Source organism: Marinobacter gudaonensis (assembly GCF_900115175.1).
Taxonomy (GTDB): domain Bacteria; phylum Pseudomonadota; class Gammaproteobacteria; order Pseudomonadales; family Oleiphilaceae; genus Marinobacter; species Marinobacter gudaonensis.
In genome coordinates this window covers 160,022-175,774 of sequence record NZ_FOYV01000004.1, presented here as the reverse complement: position 1 = coordinate 175,774, position 15,753 = coordinate 160,022, and the positions used below count along the sequence as shown (strand labels likewise).

Below are 15,753 nucleotides of genomic sequence, written 5' to 3'. Positions count from 1 at the left end.
AGCCAGTCACTCCTTTTCTGCATTCCCGCCGGTATCGGCGGGTTTGCGGAAGATATCGAGAATCATCATGCCGGCACCGATGGTGATCGCGGTATCGGCCAGGTTGAAGGCGGGGAAATGCCAGTCCTGCCAGTAAAGGTGCAGGAAATCGACCACGTAACCGTGTACCACGCGATCGTAGACATTACCCAGGGCACCGCCGAGTATCAGTACGATGGCGACGGCGGTCCAGGTTTCGTGTTTCTGGAGGTTTTTCAGCCAGTAGATAAGAACCACACTGACCACCAGGGCCAGGGTAACGAAAAACCAGCGCTGCCACCCAGCGGCATCGGCAAGAAAGCTGAAGGCTGCTCCGGTGTTATGGAGCAGCGTCAGGTTGAACATGGGGATGACCGGCACCGGGTCGCCGTAGCTCAGCATGGCGGTTGCCATCGCCTTGGTACCGAGGTCCAGGGCGATCACCGCTACGGCCAGCCAAAGCCACTTCAACTTGCTACCGGTGACATTTTCCGTCATGGCCGCGTCCATCAGGCGTAAGCGCGGGCTTCGCCGGGCCCTTCCACATTGGTGACGCAGCGACCGCAGAGGTCCTCGTACTTGGCGTTCCGGCCGACATCCTCCCGATGGTGCCAGCAGCGCTCGCACTTGCTGTGGGCAGCCGGGGTCACCTTCACACGCAGCCCTTCGTGGGCCGTCATCTCCGCGTCTCCGGCTTCAGAAACCGGCTTGACGGCGGCCTCGGATGTAATCAGCACAAACCGCAGTTCTTCACCGAGGTGCTTCAGGTCGGCGGCAAGGTCGCCTTCGCAGTACAGGGTCACTTCTGCGCTCAGGGAGCCCTTGATTTCGCCCCGCGCCCGGGCCTCTTCCAGGCATTTGTTCACCGCTTCCTTGACACTGTAGATCTCACGCCAGTACTCGCGACCCAGCTCAGCGTTTTCCGGCAGAGCGGTCAGGCCCTCGTACCAGGTTTCGTAGAAGACGGTGTCGCTGCGCTGGCCGGGCAGATGCTGCCAGATTTCATCCGCGGTGAAGCTCAGAATCGGGGCAATCCAGCGCACCAGCGCTTCGGCAACGTGGTACAGGGCGGTCTGGCACGAGCGCCGCGCCAGACTGTCGGCCTGGGTGGTGTACTGCCGGTCCTTGATGATGTCGAGGTAGAAGCCCCCCAGTGTCGCTTCGCAGAAGTTATAGACCTTCTGGTAGATCCGCAGGAAAGCATAGTTGCCGTAGTCCTCGTGAAGCTCCTGCTGCAACTGCAGCGCCCGGTCAACCATCCAGCGGTCCAGGGCAATCATGTCCTCCGGCGCCACCATATGCTGCTCCGGCTCGAACCCGGTCAGGTTGCTCAGCAGGAAGCGGGCGGTATTGCGAATACGACGATAGCCATCGGCGGTCTGGCGCAGGATGTCCTTGGACACGGTCATCTCACCGCTGTAATCAGTGGCGGCCACCCACAGGCGCAGGATGTCCGCACCCAGCTCGTTCATGACTTCCTGGGGCGCGATCACGTTGCCCAGAGACTTGGACATCTTGTGGCCCTTGCCGTCCACGGTAAAGCCGTGGGTCAGCACCTGCTTGTACGGTGCCACGCCGTTCATCGCGATGGAGGTCTTCAGGGACGACTGGAACCAGCCCCGATGCTGGTCGGATCCCTCAAGGTACATGTCGGCCGGGAACTGACCCAGCTCTTCACGGACCCGAAGCACTGATTCGTGGGTGACGCCCGAGTCAAACCAGACGTCCAGCGTATCCATAACCTTTTCGTACTGCTCGGCATCGCTGCCCAGCAGCGCCGAAGCATCCAGGTCGTACCAGGCGTCAATGCCGCCTTCCTCGATCTGCTGGGCCACCTTCTCGATCAGGTTCTGGGTGTCCGGGTGCAGCTCCTGGGTTTCCTTATGGATGAACAGGGTAATGGGTACGCCCCAGGTCCGCTGACGGGAGATGCACCAATCCGGCGACTGGTTGAACATGGCCTCGATGCGGTTCTGGCCCCAGGACGGCACCCAGCGCACGCCCTTGATGGCTTCCAGGGCATCGGCCCGCAGGTTTTCCTTGTCCATGCTGATGAACCATTGCGGCGTGGCCCGGTAAATCAGCGGTGTCTTGGTCCGCCAGCAATGGGGGTAGCTGTGACGGAACTTTTCCGAGCGAACCAGCTTGCCCTCGCGCTCAAGGGCACTGCACACCGGCTCGTCGGCCTTGTACACGTGCACACCCGCCAGCTCGCCGGCGGCCGAGGTGTAAGTGCCATCGGCCTGCACCAGATTCAGGGTGCCAATGTGGTAGGCCTTGCCCACCTCGAAGTCTTCCATACCGTGATCCGGCGCGGTATGAACGGCACCGGTACCGGCGTCGGTCGACACGTGGTCGCCCAGAATCACCGGCACCTGCTTGTCGTAGATAGGGTGCTGAAGTACCAGGTGTTCCAGATCGGAGCCGGCGCAGGTGGCCAGGACTTCGAACTTCTCGACCTGCCAGCGCGCCATGATGCCGTCCACCATATCGGCCGCCAGGATCATACGCTCGGGTCCGTGACCGACGTCGGTCTGCACCAGGGCGTAGTTCAAATCCGCGTTCAGCGAAACGGCCTGGTTCGCCGGGATGGTCCACGGTGTGGTGGTCCAGATCACGACTGAAACATTGCCCTCACCTTTATCGGTGCCGAACACCGACAGCGCCTTCGCCTGATCGACTGCCGTAAAACGCACGTCAATCTGGGTGGAGGTCTTGTCCTGGTATTCCACCTCGGCCTCTGCCAGGGCGGACTGCCCCACCACACTCCAGTAAACCGGCTTGTAACCACGCACCAGGTGGCCCCGGGCGACGATCTTGCCCAGCGCACGCACGATGCCCGCTTCTACCTTCGGGTCCATGGTCAGGTAGGGTTTGTCCCATTCGCCCATCACGCCCAGACGGATGAAGTCGTCCTTCTGCCCGGCAATCTGCTTGGTGGCATAGTCACGGCACGCCTGGCGGAACGTCTTGTAATCCACCTTCACACCGGCCTTGCCAATTTCCTGCTCAACCTTGTGCTCAATCGGCAGACCATGGCAGTCCCAGCCCGGCACATAGGGCGCGTCATAGCCCATGAAGCTGCGGGACTTGACGATCATGTCCTTGAGGATCTTGTTGACCGCATGACCGATATGAATGCTGCCGTTGGCGTAGGGAGGGCCATCGTGAAGAATGAACTTGTCCCGCCCCTCGCGCTGCTTGCGCAGGTTGCCGTAGACGTCGAGATCCTGCCAGCGCTTGAGCATTTCCGGCTCGCGCTTGGCCAGGTTGCCGCGCATCGGGAAGGCGGTTTCCGGCAGATTCAGGGTGTGCTTGTAGTCGCTCATGGTCTGTGTGCGTACTCTTCCGGGTCTTGGTCAGTGTTGGTCAGTCATGCGTATATCGGCGCGCGCTTACCATCGTTGGGGCGCTGTACGGCGATTCAATCCGTACTTTTCTCCGAGCCGTGTTCGGCGATCCAGGCACGGGCGTCTTCGAAATCGCGGGCAATCTGGTCTTTCAACTGGTCTACGGATTCAAACTTTTCCTCATCCCGCAGCCCGTGGCGGAAGACCACTTCAAGGTGCTGGCCATAAAGTGTGCCAGCAAAGTCAAACAGGTGCACTTCCAGTGACGGCTGTTTGCCGTCCACCGTCGGACGCAAGCCGATGTTGGCCACCCCATCGTATCGTGAGCCGTCATCCAGAGCGGCCGAGACAACATAGACGCCCCTCAGGGGCGCCGTCCGGTGCAGCAGGATGTTGGCGGTGGGCGCACCGATCTGGCGACCCAACTGGCGGCCATACACCACGCGCCCTCTGATCCGGTAAGGGTGGCCCAGCAGCGCTTCGGCCTGCTCCAGGCCATTCACGGTCAGCAGTTCACGCACCCGGGTGCTGCTGACCCGTTCGCCGGCCACGGTGACCGTGCGCGTGTTCTCCACCGAAAAACCGCGGGCGCTACCGACCTCCTGCAACAGGTTGAAATCCCCGGCGCGGTCGCAACCAAACCGGAAATCATCCCCCACCACCAGGTGCCGGACTCCCAGTCCCTGAATCAGAACATCCTCCACAAAGCCCATGGCAGAATAACTGCGAAACGCCTGGTTAAAGCGCAGGCACAACACAATATCCACACCCTCGGCGAGCAGGGACTCGAATTTCTGGCGAAAGTTCATCAGCCGTGGCGGCGCCTCGCTGCCCTGGAAGAATTCCCGTGGCTGGGGCTCGAAGACCATCACCACCGAAGGCACGCCAAGAGCCTCGGCCTTGCTGATGACCTGATCAATGATGGTTTTATGGCCGAGATGAACGCCATCAAAATTGCCGATGGTGGCAACGCAGCCACGCCCGAGAGGGGAATCCCCCCGCTGCGACAGCGCTTTCAGGTTGGTCAGGCCCCGGATCAGACGCATGTAATGCGAACCTTCAATTGCCAGCTAGCTTTCAGCGCACTCCCGTCGGTAACGCTGGTGAGAAAACGCGCGATTATACCTTACCTGTGCCGAAAATGTCTTACCCGAACCCCGGTGAGGGCCAGCACAAGGAAGTACACGAACACCCCGGCCATCACCAGAACCGCCATATCGGCCGCCCGCTGGTAGCCGCCATTGGCCAGCCATTCGGCCACCGGCGGCTTGAGCCACAGAATAACCGCCGCCAGGGCACCGTTGGCAAACAGGATCTGGAGCAGGAACCGCGGCCAACCAGGCTGGCTCTGCCAGGCGCCCTCCTTGCGCAACCCGCGCCACAGCAGAAAGCCATTGAGCCAGGCCGACAGCGAGGTGGCCAGCGCAAGGCCGGCGTGCGCCAGGGGGAACACCAGCATCAGATTGAACACCATGTTGGCCACCATGGCGATGATGCCAATCTTCACCGGCGTTTTTGTGTCTTCACGAGCAAAAAAGCCGGGCGCAAGCACCTTGATCAACATGAAGGCAAGCAGACCCGCCGAATAGGCCCGCAGGCTCTGGGCCGACATGGCCACATCGCGGTCGGTGACCTCACCATAGTGAAACAGGGTGGCGATCAACGGCTCCGCCAGCAGAGCCAGCGCCAGCGCCGCCGGCAAGCCAATCAGCAGCACCGCCCGAACCGCCCAGTCAAGAGTGGCGGCGAACTGATCTGCGGAGGCAGCGGCGTGTTTCCGGGACAGACTGGGCAGGATCACCGTGGCAATGGCGATGCCAAAGACGCCGAGGGGCAATTCCGAGAGCCGATCCGAGTAGTAAAGCCAGGACACACTGCCGGTCTGTAGAAAGGAGGCAAGCACGGTATCGAGCAAAAGGTTGATCTGACTCACCGAGACCCCGAAGAGCGCCGGCACCATCAGCTTGAGGATACGACTGACGCCCTCGTGGCGATAATCCACTCGCGGCCGGGGCATCAGCCCCAGTCGCATCAGGAACGGCAATTGGAAAAACAACTGCAGCGCGCCGGCAATAAAAACACCCCAGGCCAACGCCACGACCGGTTCTGCCATCAGCGGCGTCAACCAGATGGCCGCTGCAATCATTGAAAGATTGAGCAATACAGGCGTAAACGCCGGTACGGCAAATCGGTCGTAGCTGTTAAGAATGCCTCCGGCAAAGGCCGTCAGGGAGATCAGCAACAGGTAGGGAAAGGTGATCCGCAGCATGTCGCTGGTCAGCGCGAACTTCACTTCATCATCAAGAAAACCCGGGGCAAAGATGGCCGTCAGTACCGGCGCGCCCAGGATGGCTACCAGGGTCACCCCCAGCAGGACCAGCCCCAGAGACCCGGCCACCGCATTGACCAGCCGCTGAACCTCCGACAGGGATTGCGTCTGCCGGTAGGAGGAAAGCACCGGCACAAAAGCCTGTGAAAACGCACCCTCCGCAAACAGGCGGCGCAGGAAGTTCGGAATCTTGAACGCCACAAAAAAGGCATCTGCTCCGGCCCCGGCGCCAAAATACCGGGCGATCACCATATCCCGAACCAGCCCGAGCACCCGGGAGAGCATGGTCATCGCTCCCACCAGGCCAGAGGATCTCAACAGACCGGGCGCCCGGGGCAGTTGTTTCTGTTCTGGAGGCGTTTCAGATTGCGAGGACATGCAGGCCCTGGGGTGACATTGTGTGCATCCAAGTTGGCGGGTATTTCGGGAATTACCTGCTTCCCGTTTCAGCCCGCATCCGGTGAGCGGCGAGTTTAGCACAGGCCTTACGGCGTGGGGCATGAAATGGGTTTTGGTCTTGACATTTGGGGGATTGGGCGGCATAGTTCCGCGTCATTTATTTCGACGCGCTGGTTTTGGCGCGCCCGCGATGTAACGAATCATTCAGCAACGAATTCAGGATTTTCAGGAGTTTTACGGTGGCAAATTCCCCGCAAGCCAAGAAGCGCGCACGTCAGAACGAGAAGAACCGCAAGCACAATGCAAGCCTGCGTTCCATGGCTCGTACCTACATCAAGAAAGTTCAGTCCAAGATCGAAGCCGGCAACTACGAAGAAGCCCAGGCCGCTTTCCAGAAGGCCCAGCCGATCATGGACAGCATGGTGAACAAGGGTATCTTCGCGAAGAACAAGGTCGCTCGCAGCAAGAGCCGCCTGAGCGCCAAGATCAAGTCCCTGAAGAGCGCCTGATTCAGGCCCGCTTTCGGGAAAATAAAAAACCGGCCATCTGGCCGGTTTTTTTATGGGCGGCTTTTATCAGCGGAAAGCCCCACTACACAATCACCAGATTGTCCCGGTGAATCATCTCCTCGCCGGACATATAGCCGAGAATCTCGGTAATCCGGTCACTGGAGCGTCCGGCAATGGCCCGGGCCTCGTCCGCGTCATAATTTACCAGCCCCCGGGCAACCTCACGACCGGACTGGTCAACACACGAGACCATCTCGCCGCGCCGGAACTGCCCGGCCACCCCCTTTACACCGACCGGGAGCAGACTGCGACCACCCAGGCACAGCACCTTAACCGCACCATCATCAAGAGTGAGCCTGCCCCGAGTCTGCAGATGACTCGCCAGCCACTGCTTGCGCGCCGCGATTCTACCTTGCTCAGGTAACAACAGGGTACCAATAACGTCGCCCTGCCTGAGCCGGCTGATCACCCCCTCGATGCGACCGCCGACGATCACCGTGAAAGCGCCGGAGCGGGCAGCCAACCGGGCCGCCCGCAACTTGGTCTGCATGCCGCCGCGACCAAGTACACCGGCACCGCCCCCGGCCATGGCATCCAGCTCGTGGTCGCCAGCTTTTCGCTCGGTGACCAGGCGGGCATCCGCGTGCTTGCGCGGATCCTTGTCGAACAACCCCAACTGATCAGTGAGAATGATCAGGCCGTCGGCCTCAATCAGGTTGGCGACCAGCGCCCCCAGGGTATCGTTGTCGCCAAACCGGATTTCGTCGGTCACCACCGTGTCGTTTTCATTGACGATGGGCACCACGCCGAAATTGAGCAGGGCCCGCAGCGTGCTGCGGCCATTCAGGTAGCGTTTGCGATCAGACAAATCATCGTGGGTCAGCAGAATCTGCGCGGTATGGATATCGTGGCGCTTGAACTGCGCCTCCCAGGTCTGCACCAGCCCCATCTGCCCGACCGCGGCGGCGGCCTGCAGTTCATGCAACTGCTCCGGGCGCACGGTCCAGCCAAGACGACTCATACCCTCGGCCACGGAGCCCGATGACACCACCACAACTTCCACACCGTCTTCGACCAGTTCGGCAATCTGGTCCACCCACAAACCCAGGGCAGCCACATCCAGGCCCTTGCCATCGTCTGTCAGCAGGGCACTGCCAATCTTGATCACCAGGCGTCGGGCCTGGCGCAACTGTACGCGTTCAGTCATGATCCGTGGACACTTCCTCTTACGCGACTACTCGGGGGCGTATACCACTTCAACGTCGTAGTCATCGTCGTCGAAGTCGTCGTCATCATCGTCCTCGCGCGCTGCACGACGGGCCTGACGCTCCGCCTCGATCCGCGCCCGGGCCTCTTCGTCCATACGGCGACGCCTTTCCGCCTCGCGCTCGGCAACCTCTGGGTTCTGGGCCTCGGCTTCGGCCTGCTCCTCAATCCAGCGCATCACCGCCTGGGAAAGCGCCTTGGTGCCCTCGCCGCTCAGGGCCGAGATCCGGAATACCGGCCCGTCCCAGCCGAGCTCGTCGATGATCGCCTGGCAATGAGCCTCACGATCCTCTTCCGCCACCATGTCGACCTTGTTCAGCACCAGCCAGCGCGGACGGCTGGCCAGGGTTTCACTGAACTTTTCCAGCTCGTGCGCGATAGCGCGCACCGCCTCGGCTGGAGAGGAGCCATCGTAGGGAGCAACATCCACCAGATGCAGCAACAACCGGGTACGAACCAGATGCTTGAGGAATCGGATACCAAGCCCGGCACCCTCGGCGGCACCCTCGATCAGACCGGGAATGTCCGCGATCACAAAACTCTGGTGCGCCTGCACACTCACTACGCCCAGGTTGGGCACCAGCGTGGTGAACGGGTAATCCGCCACCTTCGGGCGGGCAGCAGACACCGAGCGGATGAACGTGGACTTGCCGGCATTGGGCATTCCCAGAAGTCCCACATCCGCGAGCACTTTCAATTCCAGCCGGAGGTTCCGCAACTCCCCTTCCGAACCCTTGGTGGTCTGGCGCGGCGCGCGGTTCACCGAGGACTTGAAACGGGTGTTACCCAGGCCATGAAAACCGCCCTGAGCAACCTTCAGCCTCTGCCCGACGTGGGTCAGATCCCCCAGCACCTCATGGGTGTCCATGTCCACCACCGTGGTACCCACAGGCACAGGCAGCACAAGATCCTCACCCTTAGTGCCGGTACAGTTGCGGCCGGCGCCGGGCTCGCCGTTCTGGGCCTTGTGTTTGCGCTGGAATCGATAGTCGATCAGGGTATTGAGCGACTCATCGGCCTCCAGATACACCGAGCCACCGTCGCCGCCGTCACCGCCATCGGGACCGCCCTTGGGCACGTATTTCTCACGCCGGAAACTGAGGCAGCCGTGACCACCCTTACCGGCTTCGACAATGATGGTGGCTTCGTCTACGAACTTCATGGATCAACCCTTTGCGCCACGCGCATAAACTAAAAAGCCCCGCAGCCTCAAGGAAGCTTTGCGGGGCTCCGGATGGCTCTGACACCCTGATGTTATCAGGATACCAGCGCCATCCAAGGTTCGACAGAACCGGATCGCCGCTGCTTACGCAGCCGGAACGATGCTCACGAACTTGCGGCTCTGCGGGCCTTTGGTCTCGAACTTCACCTGGCCGTCTGCTTTCGCGAACAGGGTGTGGTCCTTGCCAATGCCAACGTTGCTGCCAGCGTGGAAACGGGTGCCACGCTGACGAATGATGATGCTGCCTGCAGAAACAGTCTCACCGCCGAAGCGCTTCACACCAAGTCGTTTCGACTCGGAATCGCGACCGTTACGGGTACTACCTGCTGCCTTTTTATGAGCCATTACCAGCCTCCTTCTCTAAGGGGTAAATCCAGGGTCTCAGCCCTTGATACCCGTGATCTTGACTTCAGTGAACCACTGACGGTGGCCCTGACGCTTCATGTGATGCTTACGACGACGGAACTTGATGATCTGAACCTTGTCGTGACGGCCGTGGCCGACCACTTCTGCGGTTACCTTGGCACCATCAACCACCGGCGCACCTACCTGAACCTTGTCGCCATCGGCGATCAGCAGAACGCGATCGAACTCAACGTTGCCACCGGTTTCAACTTCGAGCTTTTCCAGCTTCAGGGTTTCGCCTTCTTTAACACGGTGCTGCTTGCCACCGCTAACAATAACTGCGTACATTCACTCGTTCTCCACGATTGACCCATCCCTGCTCTTATCCACCTGGTTCTAAGGGAGGCGCTCTGGCGACCCTATAGCAGGGAGCGCAGGTTGGGATGAGTTGGGCGCGTGATTGTACGAAAAGACGCTTCGCAACACAAGCCAAGTTGACACTCATCTCGGCAATACCTAGCATTGCCGCGACCTGCCTTTAATACCGGTATTTGCGAGAACGAACCATAAGCGCATCACCAGAACATCACCAGATTAGGGAACCACAAGCCGCATGACAGCCCAGCGCATCTACGACACCGTGGCCGATGACTTCAGCCGGGTTAACGATCTGATCATCCAGCGGCTTGCCTCGGATGTTCCCCTGGTGGAGAAAATTGCCCAGTACATCATTGAAAGCGGCGGTAAGCGCCTGAGACCCTTGCTGGTTCTGCTTTCCAGCCAGGCCGCCGGCTACGACCGGAACGACCATCTGAAGCTGGCCGCGGTCATCGAATTCCTGCACACCGCCACCCTGCTTCACGACGACGTGGTCGACACCTCGGACATGCGCCGGGGCCGCAGTACCGCCAATGCGCGCTGGGGCAACGCCCCCAGTGTTCTGGTAGGTGATTTCCTCTACGCCCGGGCGTTCGAGATGATGGTGGAGCTGCAGAGCCTGCGCATCATGGACGTGCTGTCCCATGCTACGGCGGTGATCGCCGAGGGCGAGGTCATGCAGTTGATGAACGTGAAGAACCCGGATCTCACCGAAGAACAGTACATGAAGGTCATCCACAACAAGACCGCCATGCTGTTTGAAGCCGCCTCCCACACCGGAGCCCTTCTTGCCGGTGCGAACCAGGAGCAGGAGCAAGGGCTCAAGGACTTCGGCAAGCACCTGGGGCTGGCGTTCCAGTTGGTGGACGACGTTCTGGACTACCGCGGTGATGCCGAAGCCATGGGCAAGAACGTCGGGGACGATCTGGCAGAGGGTAAGACCACCCTGCCCCTGATCCATGCCATGGTCCATGGCACGGACGACGACCGTCAGCTGATTCGCCAGGCGATCCGCAAGGGCGGCCTGGACGATCTGCCGCGCATTCTGGACATCGTCGAGCGCTCTGGTGCCATCGAATACACCATGACCAAGGCCAGGGAACAGGCAACGCTGGCCGCTGATTGCCTGGAGAGCCTACCCGACTCCGAACATAAGGAGTCCATGGTGTTGCTGACTGAGCTTGCGGTTGCTCGAGTCAGCTAGTGGTTTGTCGGGTTAGGCAAAGCCGTAACCCGACACTGCTTAGCGCTGTAACTCACCGCAGCCCCTCACGCCCATGGGGCGCGTCAAAATCCAGCGCCGGTCCCACCGGCACGATCTGCGTCGGGTTGATGGTGCGCTGGCTCACGTAGTAGTGGCGTTTGATCTGACCGATGTCCACCGTCTCGGCCACGCCCGGCTCCTGATACAGATCCCGCACATACGCAGAGAGCGCGGGGAAGTCCTGAATCCGCTGCCGATTGCATTTGAAATGACTGAAATACACCGCGTCGAAACGGATGAGTGTGGTAAACAGCCGCCAGTCGGCCTCCGTCAGCTGGCCACCGACCAGGTACCGCTGGCCCGATAACCGTTGCTCCAGCCAGTCGAGCGAATCAAACAGCGCTCCGTAGGCTTCTTCGTACTTGTCCTGTGCAGTGGCAAAACCGGCTTTGTAGACGCCGTTATTGACGGTGTCGTAGACCCGGGCGTTCACCGCATCAATGTCTTCCCGCAGTCCTTCCGGGTAGAAGTCCAGGTCGCTCCGCACGCCGTCGAGATCGTTGAACGCCGAGTTGAACATGCGGATGATCTCCGCCGATTCGTTACTGGCAATCGTCTGCTTCTGGGTGTCCCAGAGCGTGGGCACCGTCACCCGACCGGTGTAGTCCGGGGCCGCCCTGGTATAAAGCTCATGCAGAAAGCGCAAGCCATGCAGATGATCCCGGTGCTGCTCGCTGTCGGGCCGAAACTCCCAGCCGTTCTCGACCATATCCGGATGCACCACCGACACGGAAATATGCTGCTCAAGCCCTTTCAACTTGCGGAAGATCAGCGTTCGATGCGCCCACGGGCAGGCCATGGACACATACAGGTGATAACGGCCAGACTCGGCCTTGAAGCCACCCTCACCGTCCGGCCCCGGCGAACCATCGGCCGTCACCCAGTTCCGGAACCGGGCCGCCTCCCGCTCGAACTTGCCGCCGGTCTTGTCGGTGTCGTACCACTTGTCGTGCCATTTGCCGTCGATTAACAGGCCCATGAGGTCCTCCGATTAAAAATCCTGATGATCGGCAATGGCCTCTGGGAGAGACTGCTCGGAGTTTGCCGAGGGTGTCGGGCAAGGCCTTCGCAAACCGTGCATTGCCAGGGATGGCAATGCCGAGCCCCCAGGGACGGGTTCACGGCGTGTTTGCGAAGGCCTTGCCCGACACCCGCTGCCCCAAAAGCCAGAAGCCATTCGAAACTAAGAGCAGAATACCGGCGACCCTGCTACCCTCTCAAACAAGCATTTCTGGCCAACAACCTCAGATTATTCGAACATGCACACAGCCATCACCATAGACGCCCTCAAAGTCCTCGACGCCATTGATCGAAAAGGCAGCTTCGCCGGCGCCGCATCCGAGCTCTTCCGGGTCCCCTCCGCCATCAGCTACACCGTGCAGAAACTGGAGGAAGACCTCAATGTGGCCATCTACGATCGCACCGGCCACAGGGCCCGGCTGACACCGGCTGGCCGATACCTGCTGGAAGAGGGGCGCACCCTGCTCGAAGCCGCAGAAAACCTCGCCCACACCACCCGTCAGGTGGCACAGGGCTGGGAAACCCGCCTGCGAATCGGCTTCAATTCGCTGCTGCCGGCAGAGTGCCTGTTTCCAGCCATCAAGGAATTCTATGAGCTCGGGGTGCCAGTGGATGTCCAGATTGTCGAGGAAGTGTTTGCTGGCACCTGGGATGCCCTGCAAAGCCGGCGGGTGGACCTGATCATTGGTGCCGACAGCCTCAGCAAACCGGCTGGAAGCTACACCACCAAAGCACTGGGCGAGATGCCTTTCGTATTTGCAGTGGCGGCAGACCATCCTCTGGCGAACGTCGACACGCCCCTGCAGGAGGAGGACATTTCCCGCTATCCTGCGGCCGTGGCTGCGGACACCTCGCGTTCGCTCCCTCCCGGGCACGCCGGAATATTCCACCGGCAACGCACGCTTACCGTTGCCAACATCGACCAGAAGGTTGCCGTACAGGTGGCAGGCCTCGGGGTCGGCTGGCTACCCAGATCACGAATCCGTCAACAGCTCAAAGACGGTACCCTCGTGGCCAAGACGGTTCAGGCCTCAAGACAACCGATCACTCTGCATCTGGCGAGGCACGCCGAAGACCAGGGCAAGGCGCTGATGTGGTTCTGGGAACGGCTCGGGCGCGAAGAGGCCGTTTCGGAATGGCTAAGAGACTGAAATAACAGCCAATGGTATGACTTCGACAGATGTACACACTGGTCGACTGAGTCAACGGATACCATCCCCATATCGTTTATACTGCGACAAACTTCATCGCCGAAGGGAGCTCTTTGATGCGGCAGCTGTCGGAACTGGATGCCTCGTTCCTGTACCTGGAATCGGAAACCACACCGATGCACATCGGTGGCATCTACCTTTTCGATGCCGGCGAATGCGACCGGCCATTGGCCTTCAGCACCTTCGTAGCCTATCTTCGCAGCCGCCTCCACGTGGTGCCGGTGTTTCGGCAGCGCCTGAGGGAAATCCCGCTTCGGCTTGGCCGGCCTTACTGGATTGATGACACCGAGTTCAGCCTGGAGCGACATCTGGCCTATGTGAACATGGGCGAACACGGGCAGAAGGCCAACCTGATGACCCTGGCGTCGCGGATACTGGAACAACCCCTGAAAAAAGATCGCCCGCTCTGGCACATCACTTTCGTGGATGGTTTCCGTCTGGGCGAGGACAATACCGGCAACGAAGGGTTTGCACTCATCGTCAAGTTGCACCATGCGGCCATCGACGCCTTCAGCGGTGAGGAGATCATCGGCAAGTTGCTCGAATACACCCCCGAGCCGCGACCGATTACGCCGCCAAGACCCTGGTCACCCCGCCCCCGGCCCTCCGAAGAGCGGGTGATGCTACAGGCCGGCGCCAATATCCTGCGCACTCCCTTGCAGGTCACGTCCCTGGCAGCCAACGCGATCGAGGCCACGACCCGCGGCCTTATCCAGAAACAGTTGCGAAAACTGCCGTTGCCACTGCCTCTGTTCTCGGCGCCCCACAGCCCATTCAACCGGCAGATCACCGCCAACCGGCAGATTGTCGCGGCCAGCGTTGAACTGTCCCGGCTGAAAACCATCAAGGCCACGCTCGGAGACGTCACGTTGAACGACGTGGTGCTGGGGCTCTGTGCCGAAACGCTTCGCCGCTACCTCATCAGTGAAGGTGCGGGCAGCGGCAAGTCACTGGTTGCCATGACACCGATATCGGTTCGCTCCAACAGCCTTCGCAAGGCGACCGGCAATCAGATGTCGGCGATGCTTCTGGATCTGGCTACCAACGAGGCCAATCCGGCTCAACGCATCCGGCGGATTCACTGGAACGCGGTTGCCTCCGAACCCTACCGCGAGGCCATAGCCGCAGACCGACTGACCGAGCTGCTGCCGTCAACCATGCTGGCGCTCTCGGCCCGACTCTACTCGGAACTGCAGATCGCCCAGCGCTACCGACCGCTGTTCAACCTGCCGATCACCAACGTTCCCGGTCCTCAGGTACCCCTGTATCTGCAGGGGGCGAGACTCGTGCAGCAGTACAACACCGCGCCGCTGTTCGACAGCATGGGGCTGGTCATTGTCGCCGTCAGTTACGAAGGTCGCCTGACCCTCAACTTCACGCTCTGCCCGGACGTTGTGGCCAATGGCGATGCCCTCCAGGCGCATGTGGCTGAAAGCCTGGATGCGATTGAAGATGCTGCCCATCGGCTGGGTACGGAAGGTGCTGCGGAACCGGCGCCGGCCACAGCGACCCAGTCGCTGGCCGATGATGCGATGGCGGTAATGGAAGGACTGCTTAAAAGAGCCATGCGCCGCTTTCGGGCCTGAATGCCCGCAAGCGGCGCAAATAACGGCTTTACTCGAAGGCCCAGCGGAGGAACGCTTTCTTTTCCTCGTCGCTCGCGGTCTGCCAGATGGCCTTGAGCTGATCCAGTGCGGTGGTATCTTCGCCCATCTCGACCGAGCCAGACGCCTGCGCAGACTCCGGCAACGGGGTCCGGGCCATTGCGGCTGCCTGCGACGGATCCCAATCTGTAGACGTAGCAACAGTCTGCCCTGACGAAGCAACGATCGCGGCACTGAATTGAGGCAACATCTGCTCCGCTTCGGCGCGGGAGTCCGGTTTCTCAAACTCGAAGGCGTAGGTCTCGCCCGCCGCCGCGTCAAAACGCGCTACCTGAGGCTTGCTCTCGATTACGTGCACTTTGGATTCGCCATTGCGAACCACCTCCGACTTGGCCCAGATGGTCTTGTAAACAAAAACCACCTCATTTTTCCCGGGCAGAAGGGCGTAATCCAGGGCCAGGTCGTCCATCAGAAAGTTGGACATTGTCCGACCATTCACCCGGGTAACGACAATCTCTCCGGGCGCTTTGAGAACGGCCGCATTGGCAGCGGCGTCGGGATTGCCCTCCCAGGTTTCCACCACACTCACGCTGGACGCGCAACCCGACAGGACTAGCAACAGTAACGGGAGCAAAACGGCGCTTTTGCCAATGGCGTGCGATCTGGGTCGCCGTAGGCTGTGAATGAACGAACCGAATACTTGGGAAATGGTCATTGACTCTCCTTGAAAACATGAACGAAAGGGCCCGGGGCGTTGACCGCCGCTGTTGCATTCTGACGACTGCGTTTGACAAGGGCAAGACACCGAGACGGGTGGTGTCCATGGCGGCGTTTGGCG

Annotated in this window: 14 protein-coding genes; 4 read left to right on the top strand and 10 right to left on the bottom strand. The window is 60.5% G+C overall.

The window, feature by feature from the left end; all coding sequences use genetic code 11:
- Positions 1–6 precede the first annotated feature (6 nt).
- The 4 genes from lspA to murJ all read right to left on the bottom strand — a co-directional run bounded on the left by lspA (position 7) and on the right by murJ (position 6,075).
- Complete coding sequence (gene lspA, locus BM344_RS16715) at positions 7–528, bottom strand: signal peptidase II (protein ID WP_091992320.1); 522 nt, start codon at positions 526–528, stop codon at positions 7–9.
- On the bottom strand, positions 528–3,347 hold the full coding sequence (ileS, locus tag BM344_RS16710; RefSeq protein ID WP_091992319.1) for an isoleucine--tRNA ligase: 2,820 nt from the start codon (positions 3,345–3,347) through the stop codon (positions 528–530). The genes lspA and ileS overlap by 1 nt, the downstream gene beginning before the upstream one ends.
- 95 nt (positions 3,348–3,442) lie before the next feature.
- Entirely contained in the window at positions 3,443–4,414 is a 972-nt protein-coding gene (gene ribF, locus BM344_RS16705) for a bifunctional riboflavin kinase/FAD synthetase (protein ID WP_091992318.1), read from the bottom strand.
- A gap of 80 nt (positions 4,415–4,494) precedes the next feature.
- On the bottom strand, positions 4,495–6,075 hold the full coding sequence (gene murJ / locus BM344_RS16700; RefSeq protein WP_091992317.1) for a murein biosynthesis integral membrane protein MurJ: 1,581 nt from the start codon (positions 6,073–6,075) through the stop codon (positions 4,495–4,497).
- Positions 6,076–6,335: 260 nt separating this feature from the next.
- Between murJ and rpsT the strand changes: the two genes are divergently transcribed.
- Complete coding sequence (gene rpsT, locus BM344_RS16695) at positions 6,336–6,605, top strand: 30S ribosomal protein S20 (protein WP_091992316.1); 270 nt, start codon at positions 6,336–6,338, stop codon at positions 6,603–6,605.
- Between the two features lie 82 nt (positions 6,606–6,687).
- Here rpsT and proB read toward each other — a convergent pair whose 3' ends face one another.
- From proB to rplU, 4 genes are all read right to left on the bottom strand, one after another.
- The gene (gene proB, locus BM344_RS16690) at positions 6,688–7,812 is read right to left on the bottom strand and encodes a glutamate 5-kinase (protein ID WP_091992315.1); all 1,125 of its coding nucleotides are present in this window, start codon (positions 7,810–7,812) and stop codon (positions 6,688–6,690) included.
- A 27-nt stretch (positions 7,813–7,839) separates the two neighbouring features.
- Complete coding sequence (cgtA, locus tag BM344_RS16685) at positions 7,840–9,033, bottom strand: Obg family GTPase CgtA (RefSeq protein ID WP_091992314.1); 1,194 nt, start codon at positions 9,031–9,033, stop codon at positions 7,840–7,842.
- 144 nt (positions 9,034–9,177) lie between these two features.
- On the bottom strand, positions 9,178–9,438 hold the full coding sequence (rpmA, locus tag BM344_RS16680; RefSeq protein WP_008170742.1) for a 50S ribosomal protein L27: 261 nt from the start codon (positions 9,436–9,438) through the stop codon (positions 9,178–9,180).
- A 36-nt stretch (positions 9,439–9,474) separates the two neighbouring features.
- Positions 9,475–9,786 carry a 50S ribosomal protein L21 gene (gene rplU / locus BM344_RS16675; protein WP_091992313.1) on the bottom strand — a complete coding sequence of 104 codons (312 nt, stop codon included), beginning with the start codon at positions 9,784–9,786 and terminating at the stop codon, positions 9,475–9,477.
- A gap of 265 nt (positions 9,787–10,051) precedes the next feature.
- On the opposite strand from rplU, the gene ispB reads away from it, so the two are divergent.
- A complete protein-coding gene (gene ispB / locus BM344_RS16670; RefSeq protein WP_091992312.1) occupies positions 10,052–11,020 on the top strand; it encodes an octaprenyl diphosphate synthase in 969 nt (322 codons plus the stop codon).
- A 52-nt stretch (positions 11,021–11,072) separates the two neighbouring features.
- Here ispB and BM344_RS16665 read toward each other — a convergent pair whose 3' ends face one another.
- Positions 11,073–12,059, bottom strand: a complete 987-nt coding sequence (locus BM344_RS16665; RefSeq protein ID WP_091992311.1) for a glutathione S-transferase family protein — start codon at positions 12,057–12,059, stop codon at positions 11,073–11,075.
- A 280-nt stretch (positions 12,060–12,339) separates the two neighbouring features.
- Between BM344_RS16665 and BM344_RS16660 the strand changes: the two genes are divergently transcribed.
- Together BM344_RS16660 and BM344_RS16655 are read left to right on the top strand one after the other, a co-directional pair.
- Positions 12,340–13,251 (top strand): LysR substrate-binding domain-containing protein, encoded by a 912-nt coding sequence (locus BM344_RS16660; RefSeq protein ID WP_091992310.1) that lies wholly within the window; start codon positions 12,340–12,342, stop codon positions 13,249–13,251.
- Between the two features lie 116 nt (positions 13,252–13,367).
- Positions 13,368–14,897: a wax ester/triacylglycerol synthase family O-acyltransferase gene (locus BM344_RS16655; RefSeq protein WP_091992309.1), complete on the top strand. Its 1,530-nt coding sequence runs from the start codon at positions 13,368–13,370 to the stop codon at positions 14,895–14,897.
- A 28-nt stretch (positions 14,898–14,925) separates the two neighbouring features.
- Here BM344_RS16655 and BM344_RS16650 read toward each other — a convergent pair whose 3' ends face one another.
- Positions 14,926–15,630 (bottom strand): DUF2057 family protein, encoded by a 705-nt coding sequence (locus tag BM344_RS16650; protein ID WP_091992308.1) that lies wholly within the window; start codon positions 15,628–15,630, stop codon positions 14,926–14,928.
- Between the last annotated feature and the right edge of the window lie 123 nt (positions 15,631–15,753).

Bases quoted from the DNA above. Each gene is read 5' to 3' on its own strand.
- lspA (WP_091992320.1), bottom strand. From the start codon at position 528: ATGGACGCGGCCATGACGGAAAATGTCACCGGTAGCAAGTTGAAGTGG.
- ileS (WP_091992319.1), bottom strand. From the start codon at position 3,347: ATGAGCGACTACAAGCACACCCTGAATCTGCCGGAAACCGCCTTCCCG.
- ribF (WP_091992318.1), bottom strand. From the start codon at position 4,414: ATGCGTCTGATCCGGGGCCTGACCAACCTGAAAGCGCTGTCGCAGCGG.
- murJ (WP_091992317.1), bottom strand. From the start codon at position 6,075: ATGTCCTCGCAATCTGAAACGCCTCCAGAACAGAAACAACTGCCCCGG.
- proB (WP_091992315.1), bottom strand. From the start codon at position 7,812: ATGACTGAACGCGTACAGTTGCGCCAGGCCCGACGCCTGGTGATCAAG.
- cgtA (WP_091992314.1), bottom strand. From the start codon at position 9,033: ATGAAGTTCGTAGACGAAGCCACCATCATTGTCGAAGCCGGTAAGGGT.
- rpmA (WP_008170742.1), bottom strand. From the start codon at position 9,438: ATGGCTCATAAAAAGGCAGCAGGTAGTACCCGTAACGGTCGCGATTCC.
- rplU (WP_091992313.1), bottom strand. From the start codon at position 9,786: ATGTACGCAGTTATTGTTAGCGGTGGCAAGCAGCACCGTGTTAAAGAA.
- ispB (WP_091992312.1), top strand. From the start codon at position 10,052: ATGACAGCCCAGCGCATCTACGACACCGTGGCCGATGACTTCAGCCGG.
- BM344_RS16665 (WP_091992311.1), bottom strand. From the start codon at position 12,059: ATGGGCCTGTTAATCGACGGCAAATGGCACGACAAGTGGTACGACACC.
- BM344_RS16660 (WP_091992310.1), top strand. From the start codon at position 12,340: ATGCACACAGCCATCACCATAGACGCCCTCAAAGTCCTCGACGCCATT.
- BM344_RS16655 (WP_091992309.1), top strand. From the start codon at position 13,368: ATGCGGCAGCTGTCGGAACTGGATGCCTCGTTCCTGTACCTGGAATCG.
- BM344_RS16650 (WP_091992308.1), bottom strand. From the start codon at position 15,630: ATGACCATTTCCCAAGTATTCGGTTCGTTCATTCACAGCCTACGGCGA.